The sequence below is a fragment of the Anaerobacillus sp. 63XJN7_4_ISO-PGPR-S23-413 genome (assembly GCF_056173725.1).
Genome location: NZ_CM149688.1, coordinates 4,061,500 through 4,082,299, shown reverse-complemented (window position 1 = coordinate 4,082,299; position 20,800 = coordinate 4,061,500). Strand labels below are relative to the sequence as shown.

Below are 20,800 nucleotides of genomic sequence, written 5' to 3'. Positions count from 1 at the left end.
GACCATGTTGTCTGATATGCTATCGCCAGCAACAGTTGATGCACTTCTTTCTGCCATCGACGATAAAGGGCAGAAGAAGTCAATGAAGGATAGAAAAGTGCAAACATATGACTTTAAAAGAGCGCTTCGCTTTTCTCAAGATCACATCAGAATTTTAACTCGTATCCATGAGAACTACGCACGTCTCATGACGACGTATTCATCGGCTCAGCTTCGGACGATCATTCAAGCCTCCGTTCATTCTGTTGATCAGATGCCATTTGAAGAATTTGTGCAGTCGATTACAGAGAATTCAATTCTTAGTCTCTTTGTTGCTTCACCATTGCAAGGACAAATGGTGCTTGAAGTAGCACCGGAGCTTGCCTATGCAATGCTGGATCGAATGCTTGGAGGTCAAGGGAATCAGCCTGAAAAACTGACACACTTAACGGAAATTGAAACGGTTGTTATTGAGCGGATTTTCGGTAAAATCTTAGAAAGCTTTCAAGATGCCTGGACATCGGTACTGAAGCTAAAAACTGAGCTTAAAGAGCTTGAAGTTAATCCACACTTTCTTCAAATCGTATCTCCAAATGAAACAGTCGTCACCGTGACACTGAATGTAAAAGTAGGCGAAGTAACAGGTAATATCCGTCTTTGTCTTCCACATGTTGTACTTGAGCCGATTATGCCAAGGCTTTCAGCTCATCACTGGCTTTCGAATCAGAAAAAGGATCGGGAGCCTCAGGAAAGTAAGGAACTTGAGAAGAGACTTAAGAAAACTAATTTAGGCATTATCGCTGAGCTAGGCCACTCTGAAATCACGATTGAAGAATTTTTAAATCTAGAAGATGGAGATGTGATTCGGTTGGATCAATCCGTCTCAGATCCATTGATTGTGAGGGTCGATAACCGGGTGAAGTTCCATGGACAGCCAGGGACTTCGAAAGGTCGGATGGCCGTACAAATTACAGAAGTGAAGGAAGAGGAGGAAGTAGGCCATGACGGATAATCGCCTTTCAAAAGATGAAATCAACGCATTATTTCAAGAGACAGCAGCAGGAAGGGAGGAACCTAACGTGTATTTTCATTCAATTGAAGAAGAAGCATTAAATGAACTTTTTAGCGTTGCGATCGGAAGCCTTACAACAACATTATCTTCCGTTTTCATGCAGGACGTTTTTGTATCAAATGTTCAGATGAACATCCTTCCTGACGATCGCTTTAAACAAGAATTAGCCCTTCCTTATGTTGAGGCCGCGATTCGCTATGAAGGGGCATCTTCCGGCGAATCGATCATTATGCTCAATCCACCTGATGCCCAAGATATGGCTGACATCTGGCTTGTGGCAAAGGGTGATGAAGGTGACGAGAGTGTTGATAAGAGTTTAACTGCTGTTATGACAGGAATGATGGAGAGCATACATAAAGGACTGAGCATGGCATCAGGTTCTTCATTTACAGGAACATTTATGAATCTTCAAGTTGTTTCAGAACCTGCTAATTCTATGTTATTGGAAAAAGCCGCTGAATCAGTGTATATGAACGTTTCGTTTGAACTTTCCATAGGATCGATTGTTCAAACGGTTGTACACCATGTCCTACCTGCATCTGTAGCAAAGCAAGTGAGTGAATTACTAATAAGTGAAGAAGATCTTCGGGAAGCCGTGCAGGAACAAGAGACACAGCAGGTAAAGGAGCATGAAGCTGAATTGCAGCAACAGCACCCATCGTCACATGAACAAAAGAATCATGAGGAAGAAGAAAGAGAATCGATGGATTCATTTGCGACGCGTGAGAAAGAACATGAACCGAATATCCAAAACGTGCAGTTCACAAATTTTAGCCAGCAAGATCATCCGTACGGGGAACAAAGAAATTTGAACATGCTCCTAGATATTCCTCTTCAAGTAACGGTGGAGTTAGGGCGAACAAAGCGTATTGTAAAAGACATTCTTGAGCTCTCACACGGATCGATTCTTGAGCTTGATAAGCTTGCGGGAGAGCCAGTTGATATTTTGATCAATAGTAAACTCATTGCCAAAGGCGAAGTTGTCGTCATCGATGAAAACTTTGGTGTTAGAGTAACGGATATATTAAGTGCAGCAGAGCGTTTATCAAAGCTGCGTTAGAAGGAGTGCTTAAAAGTGAGACACCTTGTGATTGGCATCATGACACTCCTCAGCCTTGTCTTAGTAATGCCGCTTAACGCCATCGCAGCGGCAGATAATGGAAGTGTGAAAGACTGGCTCACGGAAAACGGGGAAGACCCTGCTGATATAGAAGAGCAGCCTGCTGAAGTGGAAGGTTCAAACACAAATATTTTCTTTCTACTAATCAAGCTCGTTTTCTATACGATCGTCGTGGTTGGCCTCATTTATTTGCTGATTCGCTTTCTGTCCAAACGCCAACAAAAGCTTCAGCACCATTCCGTTTTCACTCAAATTGGTGGAACACCGCTTGGTAACAATAAATCCGTTCAAATGGTCAAGGTCGGGGATTCCCTCTACATGCTTGGGGTTGGAGATAACGTGAACCTTCTTAAGGAAATTCAGGGTGAAGAAGTGAAGCGTATTTTAGATCAAGCTGAAGAACAGCGGTCGGGCTTTACGTTTATGAATCAAAAGCAAGCAGGAATTCAAGAGATGATTCAGGCAAGTTTTAAGAAGCAAAGAAACAAACGTAAGGATTATTGGGATGACGGAAGCGGAAGGGACGATAAGTGATGGATTTACTCATAAACTTAACGATCCCAGGACTAGATTTCGGTTCAAACGCAACAGAAGATGTTTCCGTTACGATTCAGCTTGTCCTGCTTCTAACTGTGCTATCGCTAGCTCCTGCCATTCTTGTATTGATGACGTGTTTTACACGAATTGTTGTTGTCCTCTCCTTCGTACGCTCGGCGCTCGCAACACAATCTATGCCGCCGAATCAAGTGTTGGTCGGACTAGCACTCTTTCTAACTTTTTTCGTGATGTCCCCTGTTCTTTCAGAGATTAATAGCGAGGCGTTACAGCCTTATATAAACGAAGAGATTGGACAGGAGGAAGCGCTCGATGCCGCAGAGCTTCCGATTAAAGAGTTTATGGCAGGACATACACGAGAGAAAGACCTTGCCCTTTTTTATAAATACGCTGAGCTTGAAAAGCCCGAGTCGATCGAAGATATTCGGTTAACCGCACTCGTTCCAGCTTTTGCGATTTCAGAACTGAAAACGGCGTTTCAGATTGGATTTATTATCTTCATTCCATTTCTTATTATTGACATGGTTGTGGCCTCAACGCTTATGGCGATGGGAATGATGATGCTGCCGCCTGTCATGATTTCACTACCATTTAAAATTCTACTATTTGTGCTTGTCGATGGCTGGTATTTGGTCGTCGAATCACTTCTATTAAGCTTCTAAGGAGGACGACGATGACGCCGGATATGGTCATTTCACTTGCAGAAGATGCTGTTTATACGGTGATTATTATTTCAGCTCCGCTTCTCTTAATCGCACTTGGCGTTGGGTTAATCGTGAGTGTGTTTCAGGCGATGACGCAAATTCAGGAACAGACGCTTGCGTTCATTCCCAAAATCGTTGCCGTTCTGTTAACGATCGTTCTGTTTGGACCGTGGATGCTCACAACGCTACTCGATTACACAACGAACTTATATCAAAATCTTTATAGGTTTATCGGCTAGATATGGAAAGTGTCATTAACGCCCTTCCCTTATTTTTGCTTGTGTTTATGAGGGCGACATCTTTTTTTATAACAGCGCCGATCTTCTCAACACGAAGCGTTCCAAACCGCTTCAAAATTGGACTTGGTTTCTTTTTTGCGTTAATCGTCACGGCCGGATTAGGTACTGATGCAGAGCTAACGCTTGATCTCGCGTTCGTGATCATTATTTTAAAAGAACTTTTTATCGGGCTATCACTTGGATTTATTGCCTCCCTTATCCTGTATACAGTTCAGGTTGCGGGAGCGTTTATTGATTTTCAAATGGGCTTTGTGATGGCAAACGTAATCGATCCCCAGACAAGAGCTCAAGTACCGATTATCGGGAATTTCAAATACATGCTTGCTCTTCTCTTTCTAGTCTCCGTTGATGGTCACCACATGATGCTAGACGGGCTTGTTAGAAGCTATGAACTTCTACCAGCTGATGAGCTGCTGAGTCAGGCGGATAGTCAGTCCCTTGCAAAGTTTATCGCTGAAGTATTTGCAGGGATGTTCTTCTCAGCATTTCAGCTCGCGCTACCGATCGTTGCTTCCCTTTTTCTTGTGGATGTGGCGCTCGGCCTTCTTGCGAGAGCAGTACCTCAGGTGAATATTTTCGTTGTCGGTTTGCCGTTAAAAATCTTTGTCGGTTTCGTGCTTATTCTAGTGACGATTCCTACATTTTTCTTTTTACTGCGAGGGATTTTTCAAGAAATGCTCGCTACGATGGGGCAGCTTATTCAAATACTGGGTGGGTAGTACGATGCGAACTTATCGCTTACAAATGGATCTCCAATTCTTTTCACAAGAAAAGACTGAGAAAGCAACACCACAAAAGAAGCAAGAATCTCGTAAAAAGGGTCAAGTGGCGAGAAGTGCTGAGATTCCATCCGCCTTTATGATGATTGGTGTGTTTCTGTTTATGTCTTTCATTGGTGGGTGGATCATTGAAAGCCTCGAGTCCATGATTCGAGGCAATCTTGTTCAGATTACAGATTGGACGCTCACAGAACAGAATGTTGATCGCATGCTTAAAGAAAATGTGTGGCAGGCGGCACTGATCGCAGCCCCGCTTATGGGAATTTCGCTCGTCATGGGAGTTCTAGGAAACTATATGCAAGTGGGATTTCTCGTTTCCACAGATCCCCTTCAGGCAAAGCTTGAAAGAATTAACCCATTAAAAGGTGCGAAACGAATATTCTCAGCTCGAACGCTCGTCGAACTATTAAAGTCGTTAATAAAAATTACGTTTATCTCAGCTTGCACCTTCATTGTTCTTTGGAATAAACGAGACGAAGTGATGCTCATTTCGCAAAAGTCGATCGGTGAAGCAATGGCACTTGTTGGTTCATTGATCGTTCAAACGGGCTTAGCTGTTGGAATTCTATTATTATTCCTTGCCCTATTAGACTATGTTTATCAGAAATATGACTTCGAAAAAAACATCCGAATGTCGAAGCAGGACATTAAAGATGAATATAAAAAGAGCGAGGGCGATCCGCTCATTAAATCAAAAATTAAAGAAAAGCAGCGCGCACTTGGAATGAACCGGATGATCTCGGAAATTCCCCATGCTGACGTCGTCATTACAAATCCAACACACTTTGCTGTTGCGCTTAAGTACGATCCAAAAGAAATGGATAAACCGACAGTTGTGGCAAAAGGAATGGACTTCGTTGCGCTAAAAATTAAAGAAAAAGCAAAAGAGCATGACATCATAACATCAGAGAACGTCCAGCTAGCTCGAGCGCTCTATCATCAGGTGGAGATAGGTGACGGCGTCCCTGAGGATCTTTTCAAAGCTGTTGCAGAAGTGCTCGCGTACGTTTATAGCATAAAAGGCTACCCGGGAGGAGGGAACTAACAATGAAAATAAAAGATTATGCCGTGCTCGTTTCTGTCATTATGATTGTGATCATGATGGTTATTCCGTTCCCTCCGCTCCTACTTGATTTTCTTATTATGCTGAATATTAGTCTCGCTTTAACAATTATCCTTGTTGCAATGAATACGAGAGAAGCGCTCCAATTTTCGATTTTTCCATCGCTTTTATTGCTGACTACGCTCTTCCGACTTGGTTTGAACGTCTCGACTACAAGATCCATTCTGACGAATAAAACAGGTGGACAGGTTATTGAAACGTTTGGTTCTTTCGTTGTTGGCGGAAGTGTTGTCATCGGACTCCTTGTTTTTCTTATTCTTGTTATTATTCAATTTATCGTTATTACAAAAGGATCCGAACGAGTAGCAGAGGTTGGTGCTCGATTTACACTTGATGCCATGCCGGGGAAACAGATGAGCATTGATGCTGATTTAAATGCAGGAATGATATCAGATCGCGATGCAAAAGAAAGACGTCAGAAAATTGAGCGCGAAGCTGATTTTTATGGGGCAATGGATGGGGCCAGTAAGTTCGTAAAAGGGGATGCGATTGCTGGAATCGTCATTACGTTGATTAACATTATTGGCGGATTGATTATCGGCATGGTTGTGCACGGCATGCCGGTTGGTGATGCGGCAACTACTTTTACGCTGCTGTCGATTGGTGATGGTCTTGTCAGTCAAATCCCAGCTCTTCTTATTTCGACTGCTACAGGTATCGTCGTAACGAGAGCGGCATCAGACGGCAATCTAGGTTCAGATATTACTGCACAAATTTTTGCATATCCAAAGCTGCTTTACGTTGTTGGAGCGGTTATTACGCTCCTTGGACTTGCAACTCCCATAAACCCGCTTCTCACCTTTCCAATCGCAGGATTACTCGTCTATGGCGGCTGGACGATGCAGAAGAATCTTGATCAGACGAAGGAAGTTGAGCTAGCTGCTGGTCAAGAAGAAGTAGAAGAAATGAAGAAGCCTGAAAGCGTCACAAGTCTTCTTCAGGTCGACCCGATTGAGTTTGAATTTGGCTACGGATTAATTCCTCTTGCTGATCAAAAGCAAGGCGGTGATCTTCTTGATCGCGTGATTATGATTCGAAGACAAATCGCACTTGAGTTTGGAATTGTTGTTCCAGTTATTCGCATCCGCGATAATATTCAGCTTGAGCCAAACGAATACGTTATTAAAATCAAAGGAAACCGTGTTGCAGGTGGAGAGGTGCTATTAAACCAATATCTTGCGATGAGTAGCGGACTTGAAGATGAAACAGTCTCAGGGATCGAAACAGTTGAACCAGCCTTCGGACTTCCTGCTTTATGGGTAACAGAAGAAATGAAGGATCGCGCTGAGCTATCAGGATATACGATCGTGGATCCACCTTCTGTAGTATCAACGCACTTAACGGAAGTTATTAAGCGTCATGCGCATGAGCTGTTAAGTCGCCAAGAAGTGAAGCATCTTCTTGATAATGTGAGAGAATCGTCTCCTGCAGTGCTTGAGGAGCTAATCCCTAATATCCTTACAATCGGGGATGTTCAAAAGGTGTTGATGAGACTACTGAAGGAGAAAGTATCCATTCGTTCGCTCGATATGATTCTAGAATCGTTAGCTGATAACGGAGTTCGAACGAAAGATACGGATGTGCTAGCTGAATACGTGCGGCAGTCGCTATCACGTCAAATCACATCTCAGGTCGCCGTTCCAGGCGAAGCGGTTAAAGTGTTAACAGCTGGGGCCAGATTGGAGAAGCGATTCGCAGAATCTGTTCAGCAATCTGATCAGGGAAGCTACCTTGCGCTTGATCCTGAAACGTCACAGGCCATTTACCAGGAAGTACTTCAACAAGTAAGCCGCCTGCAGCAGTCAGGTATTCAGCCAATTCTACTAACGTCACCAGCGATACGCATGTATTTACGTCAGTTTCTCGAACGTTACATGCCGGAGCTGATGATCCTTTCCTATAGTGAATTAGAACCCGATGTAGAAGTCCAAAGTGTAGGAGTGATTAATCTACCATGAAGATTAAACGCTATGTAGTCAGCCATCTTCGCGAAGCAATGCCGCTGATAAGGCAGGAGCTTGGTCAGGAAGCCGTTATTTTAAATACAAAAAAGGTGAAAGTGGGGGGGATCTTTGGTTTTTTCCAAAAACAGCGTCTAGAAGTGCTCGCTGCCCTTGATGAAAAAAAGGTAGAGAAGGAAGAAACTCGAGAATTTGCCACGCTATTGCAATCTGAAAAAAAGCGTCGTGAAGAAACGCCTGAACGGGTTGAAAAAAGTCCAGAGGTGATTCAAGAGAAACAAACGCCGCCACGACGGGAGGCGCTTGAAGCCAATGTACTTGATGAGCTGAAGTCTATGAAAGAAATCATGATGCAGCTGATGGAAAATGAACGGCTACCAAAACAGTTAAAGCCAGTTCAAACGTATTTAGAAGCACAGGAATTCTCTCATGCGATTCGTTCAGGAGTGATGGCGGAACTAATGATTAAATCAAAATCATACCCTACTTACACGAAAGAAGATGCTTTTGAGTGGATGAGACAGGAATTCGCAAAGCGAATCAAGAATTATCCTGATATAGGAATAAAAAAGAAGAAGCTAAGATGCTTCGTTGGCCCAACAGGCGTAGGAAAAACCACAACGATCGCAAAACTAGCAGGTCATTTATTATTAAAAGAGCGTCAATCTGTGGGACTGATTACATCAGATACTTATCGGATTGCAGCAGTTGAACAGCTTCGGACGTATGCTGATATTCTCGGTATTCCACTAGAAGTCGTTCAGTCTCCTGCGGATTTGGGTCAAGCTCTAGCGAACCTTTCATCATGTGATGTCATTCTAATGGATACAGCGGGACGCAACTATCAGCAGTACAGCTACGTTTCACAGCTTGAAGAACTGCTATCCGGTCAAGAATTATCGATCACGCTTATGTTAAGCCTCACACATCGCTATTCTGATATGAAATCGATCACCGATAATTTTCACTCTCTTGGTATTTCTGAGGTGATGATGACAAAGATGGATGAAACAAAAGTTCGCGGCCCCATTTTTAACTTGATGGAAGAATACAAACTTCCGATCTCGGTTCTAACGACAGGACAAAATGTACCTGATGATATGGTGACAACAACACCGGATTTCCTTCTTGATCTGGTCATGAGGGAGCGAGTGAATGTCTGATCAGGCAAACCAATTGCGGGAAGAAGTGATGAAGCGAATTCATCCGAATGCTAGTGGGAAAAAGACGAAGGTTATTGCTGTGACAAGTGGAAAAGGCGGCGTGGGGAAGTCGAATGTATCACTGAATTTTGCCCTCAGTCTTGCAGCGCTTAATAAGAAAGTGATGATTTTTGATTTAGATGTTGGCATGGCGAATATTGATGTGCTCATGGGTGTAACGCCTAAAGAAACGCTTATTTCCATGCTGGAAAAAAAACTCTCTTTAAATGCTGTCATTGAAACAGGAGTAAATGGTCTTCAATACATTGCTGGTGGAAACGGAATTGGAAAGATCCTAACTATAACAGGCAATCAGCAGAATCACTTTTTCCAGGAATTTGGCTCTCTTCAAGGCAAAGTCGATTACATTATTCTCGATACGGGAGCGGGCCTTTCCTATGAAGGGATCCGGTTTTTGCAGGCAGCGGATGACGTTTTTCTTGTGATTAATCCAGAGCCACCGTCTATTACAGATGCCTATGGCGTTCTAAAAGCATTACATACAAGAAATGCTCAGTTACCTGTTAAGTTAATTGTGAATCGATCTACTAATACTGAGGAAGCAGAGCGTACAGCGCGCAATTTCCAAAAAGCCTCTGCAAAATTTTTGAATAAGTCGATTGATGTACTCGGATGGATTCCGGATGATCCTATCGTTCGTAAAGCGGTGATTGCTCAGTCGCCTTATCTACTAGAGTATCCAAATTCCAGAGCAGCGAAGGCCATAGATGATTTAGTTCATGCTTATCTAGATTTTCCTTCAAATTATAAGCTTGGTGTAAAAGGATTTCTAACAAAGATGCTGTTTCATAAATAAGTGGGAAGAATTTTTCAGGTGGTGAACTTCATGAAACCCAAAATGGATAAACAGACAATCGAATATTGGAGAGCATGGAAAGAGGAGAAGAATGAAGAGGCTGGTAACAAATTGATTGCCCTTTATCGTCCGCTCGTTGATTTCGCTGTACAGCGCTATGCGGCAGCTCTTCCGTCATCCGTTCAGCGTGATGATCTTAATAGTTTCGCGTATCAAGGGCTTCTTGATGCACTTGAAAAATTCGAGCCAGAACGTGATTTGAAATTTGAAACTTATGCCAGCTGGCGCATTAAAGGGGCCATCATTGATGGGCTTAGGCAGAATGATTGGGTGCCACGCTCCGTTCGTGACAAAGCACGTAAAATTGAAGAAGCCTACGCTGCTTTAGAACAGCAAAATAAAACGTCAAGCAGCGACCATGATGTAGCAGAGTATCTTGGTATGACAATTGAAGAAGTACAGCGGGTGATTCAAGATGCTTCTCTGTCTACAATGGTTTCCGTAGACGAGCCCGTGCACGATGACGATCAGCAGCAAATTGAGCGTTATAGTGTAATTGAAAATGAACAAGCTGATTTACCAGAAAAGCATTTGCACCAACATTTTATTAAAGAGTTACTAGCTGAAACGATTGAACGTCTACCTGAGAAAGAAAAACTTGTTGTCTCTCTTGTTTATTTTGAAGAGTTAACACTTACAGAGATTGCAAGAATCTTAGGTTTATCGACAAGCCGAATTTCGCAACTACACTCGAGAGCGCTCCTTCGGATGAAGGGTGTCCTCCGAGCTAATAAAGAACACGTTCAATCAAAGTAATCGGAGTGATTTCCATGTATCCATTCATCTTTATAAGTATTGCCCTTCATCTCGTGAGCTTTCTATGTATTGTTCTCTTGTTTCTAAAGCAAACGAAGAGTTCAGATGTAAGTGAAGAGATCGCCACGGGGATGGAAGTGTATATTGAACAGCTAGAGGAAGAAAATGATCGACTGATGACTGAAGTGAAATCTTACGTTGATAAACGTGAAAACCAGCTTGATACGCGGCTTCGTGTGTTAGAACAGGGGAAGACCGTATCGCCTGAGGTGGAGGAGCAAATGAAGCCGGTCATTATCCAGCACCCTTCTGCTAACAACGAACGCAATCAAAAAGCTCTTCAGCTTCATTCACAGGGTTTTTCGGTGACGGATATTGCAAGAATCCTTAATTGTGGTGTCGGCGAAGTTGAGCTGATTGTGAATATTCACGGAAGGTCTGAACAGCGATGAAAATTCAGCAGCATGGCCAAACGTCACTGGACTCTTTAAAAATGGATCTCCCAAAAGGTAACAAGCAGGTAGCGTTTCAATCGGTGATTCAGGAAGCATCAAAGGAACTGAAGGGAGCAGAACTAAAGCGACTGCTACAGCAAATTGATCGTCAGGGGGAGCTGCTTGGAAAGGAACGAACGTTTCAGAACTTATCGGCATACAAGCGAATGGTGAAACAGTTTCTTGAGGAAGCAGTAAGTCAGGGGCTAACGCTATCTGAGAAAAACAGCATGGACCATTATGGAAGAAATCGAACGTATAAGCTTGTGGAAACAGTAGAGAACAAGCTCGTTGAACTGCAAGAAGAGATGAGAGAAAAAGAGAAGAATGGTATGACCTTGTTATCGCTTGTTGGCGAAATAAAGGGGCTACTTGTTGATCTTTCTCTCTAGTTCTAACGACCCATCTAAAAAAGGAAGTATTGACTCATGGTCATTTGCATGAGTTTTTTCTATAATTAAAACAAGAACATACGTTCGAAATGATGGTTGTGATTTCTTGCTGCCAGGATACTTTCATTCCTACAGACAGAGAAAGGAGAGGTGAGGATGAAGAATGGATGTCGTTTAACAAATCAAATGTATGATGATTTAAAAGGAAATCTCCTATTTAAGTCATTCATTCAAGAAGAGAAGCATTGGACAAGCTTTATGGAGGCATATGCATCAGAGGATCGTGAGGCGGTAAATAAGCTCAATTCACTTTTTCAAAAGTACTATACAGAAATTCGTTTTATTGCTTACGTCACGAAGCTGATTCGCTACACGGCCATCAACTTTGACCGAAAGCGAAGACTTGGGCATCTTCGCTTTCCTCTTATGCTCGATCAGCCTGTAGGTATGTCTGGTGATGCCTGGATTGATTTCATTGAAAGTACGGAAACGTGTGGTGAAACGATTTCATTTGCCGAAAGTTTTCAGCAGAAATCACTTTATTTAGGATATACCCGATTAACGCCAAAACAGAAGGAAGTTCTTGAACTTTTTTACCGATATGAAGCTTCTGATACGGAGATTGCAAAAATGGCGGGGATTTCTCAACAGGCAGCGAGCAGAAGGCGTAAACGTGCGCTTGAGAAGCTAAGAGAAGCAGGAAAGGAGGGGGATAAATGAGCATAACTACGGTGATTAATGCCATTATTGGAGATCTTGGATTTCCGATCGTCGTTTCACTATATTTACTCGTGCGGCTAGAAAAGAAAATTGATGATTTAACAAGTGCGGTGGCGGATCAGGAAACTGACAAGAAGGGATGACTATGGAGAAAAGACTATATACGCTTTTACAACAGGCAAAGCAGGAAGAGAAAGAAGAACTCGGCGCCATTATTCATCAATTTGAGAAGAAAATTGAAGCAGAGCTCAGGCAAACTTCCCCTCAAAACAGAGATGATTTGCGTCAGGAATTAGTATTAAAAGTTCTTGAAGCGGTGGAAAAATACAATATGGAGGATGTGCCAAACTTTGAACAATTTATTGAAGATCAAAAAGGGAAGGGGTAAGAAACTTTTTCCCTTTTTCTTCCGTATAAAGAGGTAGAGGTGAAGCGGATGCTTAAGGTTGAAATCGAACAAGCAGGTTATGAAAAGAAAGATAGCGCCATTCGTCTGATCGAATTTGAAGTGAAAGGCGGCGAACTTCTGGGGTTATTAGGGTCAAATGGAGCTGGGAAAAGCACAACAATCAAGACGATATTAGGGCTACTGAAAGAGTGGAAAGGAAGCGTGACGTTTGAGAAAGGGTCGCGCTATGCGTATGTGCCAGAGCAACCCGTCTTCTATGATAGCTTAACGCTGTGGGAGCATTTGGAGCTTGCTGCAGCGGCGGTTCTTGGAGACGAGGAATGGGAAGAGCGAGCTCAAGAACTGATTCGCTATTTTCAACTGGAGCACGTAATCCATAACCTACCGTCAAGCTTTTCAAAAGGAATGCGACAGAAGGTGATGCTCATAACGGCTTTTATGCTCAAGCCGGATATTTATATCATTGATGAGCCTTTTCTTGGACTAGATCCGCGCGCTACGAAGGATTTTCTCGCGCTTATTGAAAAGGAGCGGTCTCGTGGAGCAGGTATTTTAATGTGTACGCATGTGCTTGATACGGCAGAGCGAATTTGTGATCAATTCGTTCTGCTCGCAAACGGAACGCTTCTTGCTCAAGGTACGCTTGAAGACATGCGTGAGCAGTCAGGCGCTCGGGAAAGTTCACTTCTTGATTGTGTTGATGCCTTTATGGAGCAACGAATATGACGTCGTTCCAGCTATGGTGGCAACGCGAACGTGACGATCAGCGTTATAAAATCCGAGATCTTCGCTCAGCACTCGATTGGACGGTATGGCTGTATATTCTTATCCCAGGTCTCGTGATTGGAGTGGAGTACTACCGCTCCTGGTGGATTCTTCCGCCTGAATGGCTCGCGGAAGTACCGCAACAGTTGGCGGTTCTGCCGTTATTTATAGTTGCAACTTTCTGGACATTACGACTGTACACAGAAGAAGCTGATCAAGTCTATTTGTTGCAAAATGTGAGTCTTATGGACGGATTAAAGAAATGGGGAATATGCTATTCTCTTCTAAAAGGACTGGTCGCGACGATCATTGGAATGACCCTTGTTTTACCCTTGCTTATTACAGGATGGGGGTGGGGCATAGAGCGTTGTGCCGTCACAGGCCTATTTGTCCTTTTAGTCAGTTGGAATATAAAAACTAGCAGGTATTTTATAGAGTTATTTGTTCCTTCTATTTGGGTGAAATGGCTCCCGATCGGTTTAGTGAACCTGATCTCGATCATCGTATTCCTTCTCATAAGTGGCATAGGATGGCGGTATGAATGGGCAGTTGCTCTTGGAGGAGGAAGTTTGCTTCTCCTTTTACTTGTTCAGTTACGAGCACGAATGAATATGCAGGGGACTTTTTTCCATGATGTGGTGATGGAGCGCGGGCATAAGCAGAGCGTGACGAAATTTTTGATGGGGCGAGTAGGTGTTGCGCCAATGCCCCTTTTCACTCGAAAGCAGCCTATGCTTTTTAGAGGATCTAGGCGAATCAGTAAGAAAAAGTCTCCAGAAGTTAGAATGATAGACCTTTATTTAAAATGGTTACTTCGATCAATGGGGAAGGTTCAGTACTATTTACAAGTCATTGGCTGGGGTACAGCAGCGATATTTCTGTTGCCTCTTATCGTCAAAGTGGTCGTGCTTCTATTTGCGCTCTATGCGCTGATTGGCCTTTCAAGGGCAGACTGGAGTGAATTCTCATCTAGCTGCTATGCCAATCTATTTCAATGGCATCAATCGATCCAAGAGGAAGCGGGGAAAAAAGCATTAAAACTAGTGTCGATGCCAAGTTTTCTTCTACTGTGTATCGTGACAGGGGTTGCTTTCCCAGGTTGGCTAGGAGTTGTACTCTTTCCGCTAGGCGGATGGTTTGTATTTAAGGAGAGTCTCCAGATCGTTCATAGAAACATGCAATCATAAAAAGTTTTTTATCATAAATCGAAAGGTGTATGAACAATTCGAGATTTCGTTGCTTCGATCAAGCGCTTTCCGCTATGATGGGAGAGTAGATTCAGATGAAGGAGCGGATAATGTGATAAAGGTATTTTTAATTATTGGTGCGATTAATGCGGCACTTGCAGTTGGACTAGGCGCATTTGGGGCACATGGATTAGAAGGAAGACTATCAGAAAAAATGCTAGAGACGTTTAAAACCGGTGTACAATACCACATGTATCACGCTCTTGGTTTAGTTGGTGTAGCCATTGCTGCTGACAAGCTTCAATCAGCAGGGCTCATGCAATGGGCTGGATGGCTCATGTTTGCTGGGATCGTCCTCTTTTCCGGAAGCTTGTACGTGCTTAGCTTGAGCGGAATTAAGATCCTTGGTGCAATTACTCCACTAGGCGGCGTCGCGTTTATTACAGCCTGGATTTTGGTTGTTGTGGCTGCGTTTAAGGCGTAGAGGTGCGGCGGTCGATGGTGCCTGTCACCGCCCGCTATTTGTCGAACCGTGGCAGGCCGGTGCGGTTTATTGGCCAAAACAAAAAGCTGCCGGAAATCCGGCAGCTTTTTCTATACCCGCTAACGCGGAGAATATTGCGTCGTTTGTTGAAGAGGGTAGTTGTATTCAAGCTCTTCATCAAATGTAATATAGTCCAAATAAACCATGAGTAGAATATACCGCTTGCCTGTTTGAGGATCGGATAGAATAATATGATCTCTTCCGGCTGCTTCTACAATTCCTTTAAATACTTTGGCGTTCCATTTCTCATTGTTCTCGAAAGTCATGTACACGGTGGCGATTTTTCCAAGGTTTAGGCGCAGGATGTTTTCAATGTATGATTGCTCGACGGGTAGCTGTCCTGGAAAGCCTCCGCCTCCCTGTGTTGATGCTCCCTGAACCTGCTGGCCTTGAGGATAGCCTGAAGGATACTGTGCCATCTGTCCGCCTTGCCCTTGCTGCGGCATTTGACCATAGCCGCCCCCCTGGTTTTGTGACGGTGAAGTGTTCCAGTATTGATTGTTCATCATAACCCTCCTTAAGCATTCTCTTAGAAGCTGTTGTACACGTCTGCACATTCACTTTCGATAGGCTTGTAGAAACAGTGGGATTTGAAGCGTCCTGCATTCCACTGGTTATACCACTGGTCAGGGCAGGTACCACCTGGTTTAAAGAACCAGAGCGAGTTGCTGGCAGGATGGTATTTCATCCCTTTGATGGCTTTGCGAGCAAGACGCTTATCTTTTTCGCGTGCTCGTTGGTAAAAGTAGCCTTTCTGAGTCGCTTCAAAACCGCCGGGACTCTGATAAACCATGTTGTTCATCGTGTTGATGTTCTTAAAATCAAGGCATCTCACCTTTACACGGTTTACCCCTACATTGCCTACCATCAGCATTCCTAACTGCCCCTCACCTTCTGCTTCTGCACGCATCAAGCGAGCCAAAAGGTTTACATCATTTTCGTTCGTCTGAATCACCGCCATAGCCACACCTCATCTCAGTTGTACCCCATGTGCAAGAAGTAAGAAAGATGCCATGACTCTACGTAACTCATTGTATGTGCAATTTGAAGGAATATGACTTTGACGTGGACCACTCAGATACACAAAAAATCCCTTCAGACAATAAAGTGTCAGAAGGGATTTTTTCTATTAAACGTATAGGAATTGAGGCAGGCGCTCTTTCGGTAGGTGCGTTCCAACGTAGAAGCTACCAAATTCACCAAAACGAGCGCTTACTTCATCGAAGCGCATTTCATAGACAAGCTTTTTAAACTGAAGCACGTCGTCTGCGAAAAGCGTAACGCCCCATTCCCAGTCATCAAAGCCAACAGAGCCTGTGATAATCTGCTTTACTTTGCCAGCATAGCTACGTCCAATCAGTCCGTGACTACGCATCATTTCACGACGCTCGTCCATTGAAAGCATGTACCAGTTGTCGTTTCCTTCGCGCTTTTTGTTCATTGGATAGAAGCACACGTAAGGAGCTTCAGCTAATTCGGGCTTCAAACGGGCCTGAATGCGCGGGTCATTATCAGGATCGCTATCTTTTCCAGCCATATAGTTACTAAGCTCAACGACAGATACGTAAGAGTATTCTTTAACCGTATATTCAGCTAATGCCGTTTTATTAAAAGCATTTTCAATTTCATTTAACTCTTCCATAGTTGGGCGGAGAAGCATTAACATAAAGTCCGCTTTCTGACCAATGATGGAATAAAGCGTATGACTTCCTTGTTTATGGCCTGCTGTGACTTCCCATTTTTCAAGGAACGTTAGAAATTCATTCATCGCAAGATCACGTTCTTCGCTTGAAAGCTGTTTCCATGCCGTCCAGTTCATAGTACGGAAATCATGAAGGCAATACCAGCCATCAAGAGTAACTGCTGCTTGATTCATATCTGATTCACTCCTTATCTTTTATCACACCAATAAGGCAGGTTACGTTTATACAGCAACTGCTCCTAAAGGTCCGATTGGTTCAACTAACCATCAGAGCAAATCAAACAATGCCCACTTTGATGGAAGTTTCCCTATATCCACTACCTACTATACCAATACTTGTACCTCTTTAAAAGCGATTGAGAGTGACGATTGAATGAAAAAGATATTCAGAAATCCGATGGTAAATCAGTACCAATGTTTAAATATGATTACGTTAGCTTATATTTAGAAGAGAATTAAGATTGAAAACTACTATAGTCCCTTTTGATTCGTCTGAAAAATAGAACTTTTGCATGCAAAGGCTTACACTTGCGGATTTATTTTCGTTTTTCGGGAAAAAGGGTTATCGTAGGAGTTGGATATTAAAAATAATGAGGTGAAACCAATGAGTGATCTTTTTACAAACATGAAAGACCAGGTTAAAGCAGGTTATCCGACAATCGTTTTCCCTGAAGGAACAGATGAGCGCGTATTAGCAGCAGCAAACCGCCTAGCAGAGGATGGCATCCTTAAGCCAATCGTTATTGGAGGAGAAAATGCAATCCAGGATAAAGCGTCAAGCCTAAGCCTTACATTGCACAGCGACCTTACAATTATGGATCCAGCAACGTATTCTGAAATGGATGCCCTTGTGGAATCATTTGTTGAGCGTCGTAAAGGTAAAGCAACAGCTGAACAAGCGCAGGATATTCTTCTTAACGTGAACTACTTCGGTACAATGCTCGTTCACAAAGGCAAAGCAGATGGCCTTGTTAGTGGTGCGGCTCATTCTACTGGTGATACAGTTCGTCCAGCACTTCAAATCATCAAAACAAAAGAAGGTGTGAAGAAAACATCTGGTGCTTTTGTAATGGTAAAAGGTGATGAGAAGTACGTTTTTGCTGACTGTGCAATTAACATTTCTCCTGACAGCAATGATCTTGCTGAAATCGGTGTAAGCAGTGCTGAAACTGCAAAAATGTTTGGAATGGACCCTAAAGTAGCGATGCTAAGCTTCTCTACTAAAGGTTCTGCAAAATCTCCTGAAACAGAGAAAGTTGAAGAAGCAACACGTTTAGCGAAAGAAATGGCGCCAGATCTAGTGATCGACGGCGAATTCCAATTCGATGCTGCTTTTGTTCCAGAAGTAGCACAAAAGAAAGCACCTGAATCACCACTTAAAGGACAAGCAAATGTATTTGTATTCCCAAGTCTTGAAGCAGGTAACATTGGCTACAAAATGGTTCAACGTCTTGGTGGATATGAGGCCGTTGGTCCAGTCCTTCAAGGATTAAACAAACCAGTAAACGACCTATCTCGCGGATGTAGCGAGGAAGACGTGTACAAGCTAGCATTGATTACAGCAATGCAGAGCCTATAATTAATGAAAGCCCCTGAAGGCACGCCTTCAGGGGCTTTATTTATTAGCCAAGTGCTTTTTCATTTCGAGTAAACACTCGCTGGTAGTTGAAATCGTAAAGAGACAGCTCTGGAATGGAAAGATGTGCGGTTGTTAATGATTCGGTATATTGCTTAAGCGTTTTAAGAGTTTTCATCATGATGTCGGAAACGCTTAGCTCTTCCCCAATGAGTTCACTTAACGAAGCCATCGTTTCGGGAGAGATTTCAGGGTAGTTGAATTTCGTTGGTTCTCCATTTACGCCCCGCTTGTAAAATTCCTGAATGACAGATGCTCGCTCCGATCCACTTCCATCGACACAGAGGTAAACTTGAACAGCGACTCCGCCGCGAAGTCTGCGTTGCGAAATGCCGGCAAATTTTTTCCCGTTAATGCTTAGGTCGTATCGACCCGGACAGTAAGATCCTACAATTTCCCTATCTTCAATTGTTACGTTATATGGCGACAAAATTTCCTGAATGAAATCGACCATTGCTTCGTACCCCGTATCAATGTCAATATGCTGTTGCTTTTCAGCTAAAACAAGTGACAGATTTAATACCCCTGCATCAAGGACGACAGCAAGACCTCCAGAGTTTCTCACAATTACGCGATAACCTAAACTTTCTAAATAGTGAACGGCTTCCTCAAAGTTGGGAAGGCGTGTATCTTGTATGCCGAGAACTATCGTATTGTGATGCACCCATGAGCGCAAAATCGGTGGGGATTCACCACTTCCAGCAGAATTACAAAGGGTATCATCCATTGCAAAAGATTGCAGCGCATCAAAGGATGGGCCTAGTGTTGTTTGATCTATAATCCGCCATTTTGGCTGAAAAAGTATGGAATCGTTTGTTGGCATTTTCTTATCCCTTCTTCACTAACTAATCGTATTTATTATAGCAGAAGAAATGAGACATAAGACATCATCCGACAGTATTTCCCGGGTGATGACAAAACACTCGTCCTTTTTTCCTAATTTACTTCTTATTTTCCCTTTAAAACTTTGATTTTATAAAGAAATATATCTATTACGAAAAAAAGGAAATTGCGAGAATTGTCTAAAATGATATAATCATAATTACGGTAGTTTCAAGTTAGCGAGCGAGCGGGTATATACAGTAAAGAAATGGGAATGTATGTAAGAGCTTTCATATATGACTAAGATCATACGAAGAATCTACATATAGGAGAAACAACCAGCGTTGGATCGTTCTTCATGAACAGGAAACGGTGGTATTTACGTCGATTTGACGAAAGGGGACATGTTTATGAAGCTAACAGTTAAAATTATTGCAGGTCTAGTTCTAGGTATTATTGTTGGTGTTATCTTTAACTTATTTGCACCAGATGCATTTGGACCTGTCGATCAATATCTATTTGGTCCTGTTGGACAAATCTTTCTTAACTTAATTAAGATGCTTGTTGTACCAATTGTATTCTTCTCAATCGTGGTAGGAACGGCTGGAATAAGCGATCCGAAGAAGCTTGGACGTATGGGTGGGAAAACCGTTGCGTTTTTCCTTGTTACAACAACCATTGCTATTTCCATTGCGATGGCGCTTGCTTACTTAATTAAACCGGGTGTTGAAGGTTCATTCTCAGGAAATGCTGATTTTAAAGCAGAAGAAGCACCTCCTGTGTTGGATACCATTATTAATATTATCCCAACGAATCCGATATCGGCCATGGTTGAAGGAAACATGCTCCAAATTATCGCATTTGCTATCTTCGTAGGTTTTGCCCTTGCGATTCTTGGCGAGCGTACGAAAGCCTTAAGTAATCTTTTTGAACAGGGTAACGACGTTATGATGTATCTTGTTAAGATTATTATGGAAACAGCGCCATATGGTGCATTTGCACTTATTGCTTCCGCTGTTGGTGGACAAGGTAAAGAAGCGTTACAGTCAATGGGAATGTATTTCCTAGTAGTACTTGGCGCACTCCTCATCCATTTTCTCTTCACATATGGTAGTGCGATTTATTTCCTTTGTAAAGAGAATCCAATTAAATTCTATAAAGCTTTTGCACCTGCAATGGCTGTTGCCTTCAGTACATCTTCAAGTAGCGGTACGCTTCCTGTATCTATGAAAACCGCTCAAGAAAATCTGAAGATTCCTAAGCAGGTGAGTAGTTTTGTACAACCGCTTGGGGCAACCATTAACATGGACGGAACGGCAATTATGCAGGGTGTAGCTACGATCTTTATCGCTCAAATTACCGGGGTTGATCTTACCTTTACACAGCTCATCATTGTTGTCGTCACAGCAACGCTCGCTAGTATAGGTACAGCTGGTGTGCCAGGTGTAGGACTTATCATGCTCGCAATGGTTCTAAAGCAAGTTGGATTGCCAGTAGAGCCAATTGGATTGATTCTAGCAGTTGACCGTCTACTTGATATGACACGTACCGCTGTTAATATTACAGGTGACGCGGCATGTGCGATGTATATTGCGAAATCTGAAGAGAAACGTGAAGGAAAAGAAGCAGAGACTGTTCTATAACATCATAAAGTATGAGATTCGAACCTTTTAAATGAAAAAAGGAAACAATTTCTCGTATA

The 20,800-nt window shown here is 42.9% G+C and carries 25 protein-coding genes; 21 read left to right on the top strand and 4 right to left on the bottom strand.

What is annotated here, in order from left to right:
• The first annotated feature begins 7 nt into the window (after positions 1 to 7).
• From fliM to AC0VYO_RS20950, 19 genes are all read left to right on the top strand, one after another.
• Positions 8 to 991 (top strand): flagellar motor switch protein FliM, encoded by a 984-nt coding sequence (fliM, locus tag AC0VYO_RS21040; protein WP_475366180.1) that lies wholly within the window; start codon positions 8 to 10, stop codon positions 989 to 991.
• On the top strand, positions 981 to 2,111 hold the full coding sequence (gene fliY / locus AC0VYO_RS21035) for a flagellar motor switch phosphatase FliY (protein ID WP_475368206.1): 1,131 nt from the start codon (positions 981 to 983) through the stop codon (positions 2,109 to 2,111). The genes fliM and fliY overlap by 11 nt, the downstream gene beginning before the upstream one ends.
• A gap of 15 nt (positions 2,112 to 2,126) precedes the next feature.
• Complete coding sequence (locus AC0VYO_RS21030) at positions 2,127 to 2,705, top strand: flagellar biosynthetic protein FliO (protein WP_475366178.1); 579 nt, start codon at positions 2,127 to 2,129, stop codon at positions 2,703 to 2,705.
• Complete coding sequence (gene fliP, locus AC0VYO_RS21025) at positions 2,705 to 3,388, top strand: flagellar type III secretion system pore protein FliP (protein WP_226615792.1); 684 nt, start codon at positions 2,705 to 2,707, stop codon at positions 3,386 to 3,388. Before AC0VYO_RS21030 ends, fliP begins: the two co-directional genes overlap by 1 nt.
• Positions 3,389 to 3,399: 11 nt before the next feature.
• Positions 3,400 to 3,669, top strand: coding sequence for a flagellar biosynthesis protein FliQ (gene fliQ, locus AC0VYO_RS21020; RefSeq protein ID WP_098445458.1), 270 nt, complete (start codon positions 3,400 to 3,402; stop codon positions 3,667 to 3,669).
• 2 nt (positions 3,670 to 3,671) lie between these two features.
• Entirely contained in the window at positions 3,672 to 4,448 is a 777-nt protein-coding gene (fliR, locus tag AC0VYO_RS21015) for a flagellar biosynthetic protein FliR (protein ID WP_475368205.1), read from the top strand.
• A 4-nt stretch (positions 4,449 to 4,452) separates the two neighbouring features.
• Positions 4,453 to 5,553 carry a flagellar biosynthesis protein FlhB gene (gene flhB / locus AC0VYO_RS21010; RefSeq protein ID WP_475368204.1) on the top strand — a complete coding sequence of 367 codons (1,101 nt, stop codon included), beginning with the start codon at positions 4,453 to 4,455 and terminating at the stop codon, positions 5,551 to 5,553.
• 2 nt (positions 5,554 to 5,555) lie between these two features.
• Positions 5,556 to 7,589, top strand: a complete 2,034-nt coding sequence (flhA, locus tag AC0VYO_RS21005) for a flagellar biosynthesis protein FlhA (RefSeq protein ID WP_303532516.1) — start codon at positions 5,556 to 5,558, stop codon at positions 7,587 to 7,589.
• On the top strand, positions 7,586 to 8,755 hold the full coding sequence (gene flhF, locus AC0VYO_RS21000; protein ID WP_475368203.1) for a flagellar biosynthesis protein FlhF: 1,170 nt from the start codon (positions 7,586 to 7,588) through the stop codon (positions 8,753 to 8,755). Before flhA ends, flhF begins: the two co-directional genes overlap by 4 nt.
• Complete coding sequence (locus tag AC0VYO_RS20995) at positions 8,748 to 9,611, top strand: MinD/ParA family protein (protein WP_475366174.1); 864 nt, start codon at positions 8,748 to 8,750, stop codon at positions 9,609 to 9,611. The genes flhF and AC0VYO_RS20995 overlap by 8 nt, the downstream gene beginning before the upstream one ends.
• A 30-nt stretch (positions 9,612 to 9,641) precedes the next feature.
• Positions 9,642 to 10,427, top strand: coding sequence for a FliA/WhiG family RNA polymerase sigma factor (locus AC0VYO_RS20990; protein ID WP_475368202.1), 786 nt, complete (start codon positions 9,642 to 9,644; stop codon positions 10,425 to 10,427).
• Positions 10,428 to 10,441: 14 nt separating this feature from the next.
• Positions 10,442 to 10,879, top strand: a complete 438-nt coding sequence (locus tag AC0VYO_RS20985) for a DUF6115 domain-containing protein (protein ID WP_475368201.1) — start codon at positions 10,442 to 10,444, stop codon at positions 10,877 to 10,879.
• The gene (locus AC0VYO_RS20980; RefSeq protein WP_194218327.1) at positions 10,876 to 11,313 is read left to right on the top strand and encodes a YaaR family protein; all 438 of its coding nucleotides are present in this window, start codon (positions 10,876 to 10,878) and stop codon (positions 11,311 to 11,313) included. Before AC0VYO_RS20985 ends, AC0VYO_RS20980 begins: the two co-directional genes overlap by 4 nt.
• Positions 11,314 to 11,469: 156 nt before the next feature.
• Positions 11,470 to 12,033 carry a sigma-70 family RNA polymerase sigma factor gene (locus tag AC0VYO_RS20975; protein ID WP_430245207.1) on the top strand — a complete coding sequence of 188 codons (564 nt, stop codon included), beginning with the start codon at positions 11,470 to 11,472 and terminating at the stop codon, positions 12,031 to 12,033.
• Positions 12,030 to 12,176, top strand: coding sequence for a YvrJ family protein (locus AC0VYO_RS20970; RefSeq protein WP_194218329.1), 147 nt, complete (start codon positions 12,030 to 12,032; stop codon positions 12,174 to 12,176). The genes AC0VYO_RS20975 and AC0VYO_RS20970 overlap by 4 nt, the downstream gene beginning before the upstream one ends.
• Before the next feature lie 2 nt (positions 12,177 to 12,178).
• Positions 12,179 to 12,421, top strand: a complete 243-nt coding sequence (locus tag AC0VYO_RS20965) for a helix-turn-helix domain-containing protein (protein WP_430245210.1) — start codon at positions 12,179 to 12,181, stop codon at positions 12,419 to 12,421.
• A 48-nt stretch (positions 12,422 to 12,469) separates the two neighbouring features.
• Positions 12,470 to 13,168, top strand: coding sequence for an ABC transporter ATP-binding protein (locus AC0VYO_RS20960; protein ID WP_475366172.1), 699 nt, complete (start codon positions 12,470 to 12,472; stop codon positions 13,166 to 13,168).
• On the top strand, positions 13,165 to 14,394 hold the full coding sequence (locus tag AC0VYO_RS20955; RefSeq protein WP_475368200.1) for an ABC transporter permease: 1,230 nt from the start codon (positions 13,165 to 13,167) through the stop codon (positions 14,392 to 14,394). Before AC0VYO_RS20960 ends, AC0VYO_RS20955 begins: the two co-directional genes overlap by 4 nt.
• A gap of 115 nt (positions 14,395 to 14,509) precedes the next feature.
• On the top strand, positions 14,510 to 14,878 hold the full coding sequence (locus AC0VYO_RS20950) for a DUF423 domain-containing protein (RefSeq protein WP_194219551.1): 369 nt from the start codon (positions 14,510 to 14,512) through the stop codon (positions 14,876 to 14,878).
• Positions 14,879 to 14,997: 119 nt separating this feature from the next.
• Here the strand turns inward: AC0VYO_RS20950 and gerQ are convergent, their stop codons facing one another.
• The 3 genes from gerQ to hemQ form a co-directional block, all read right to left on the bottom strand.
• A complete protein-coding gene (gene gerQ / locus AC0VYO_RS20945) occupies positions 14,998 to 15,447 on the bottom strand; it encodes a spore coat protein GerQ (protein WP_283153318.1) in 450 nt (149 codons plus the stop codon).
• Between the two features lie 20 nt (positions 15,448 to 15,467).
• On the bottom strand, positions 15,468 to 15,899 hold the full coding sequence (locus AC0VYO_RS20940) for a cell wall hydrolase (protein ID WP_475368199.1): 432 nt from the start codon (positions 15,897 to 15,899) through the stop codon (positions 15,468 to 15,470).
• A 168-nt stretch (positions 15,900 to 16,067) separates the two neighbouring features.
• Entirely contained in the window at positions 16,068 to 16,814 is a 747-nt protein-coding gene (hemQ, locus tag AC0VYO_RS20935; protein ID WP_430245216.1) for a hydrogen peroxide-dependent heme synthase, read from the bottom strand.
• Between the two features lie 430 nt (positions 16,815 to 17,244).
• Here hemQ and pta point away from each other — a divergent pair, with 430 nt between their 5' ends.
• Positions 17,245 to 18,219, top strand: a complete 975-nt coding sequence (pta, locus tag AC0VYO_RS20930) for a phosphate acetyltransferase (RefSeq protein WP_475368198.1) — start codon at positions 17,245 to 17,247, stop codon at positions 18,217 to 18,219.
• Between the two features lie 43 nt (positions 18,220 to 18,262).
• Here the strand turns inward: pta and lipL are convergent, their stop codons facing one another.
• Positions 18,263 to 19,099 carry an octanoyl-[GcvH]:protein N-octanoyltransferase gene (lipL, locus tag AC0VYO_RS20925; protein WP_475368197.1) on the bottom strand — a complete coding sequence of 279 codons (837 nt, stop codon included), beginning with the start codon at positions 19,097 to 19,099 and terminating at the stop codon, positions 18,263 to 18,265.
• Positions 19,100 to 19,508: 409 nt separating this feature from the next.
• Here lipL and AC0VYO_RS20920 point away from each other — a divergent pair, with 409 nt between their 5' ends.
• Positions 19,509 to 20,741, top strand: a complete 1,233-nt coding sequence (locus AC0VYO_RS20920; RefSeq protein ID WP_475368196.1) for a dicarboxylate/amino acid:cation symporter — start codon at positions 19,509 to 19,511, stop codon at positions 20,739 to 20,741.
• Positions 20,742 to 20,800 lie beyond the last annotated feature (59 nt).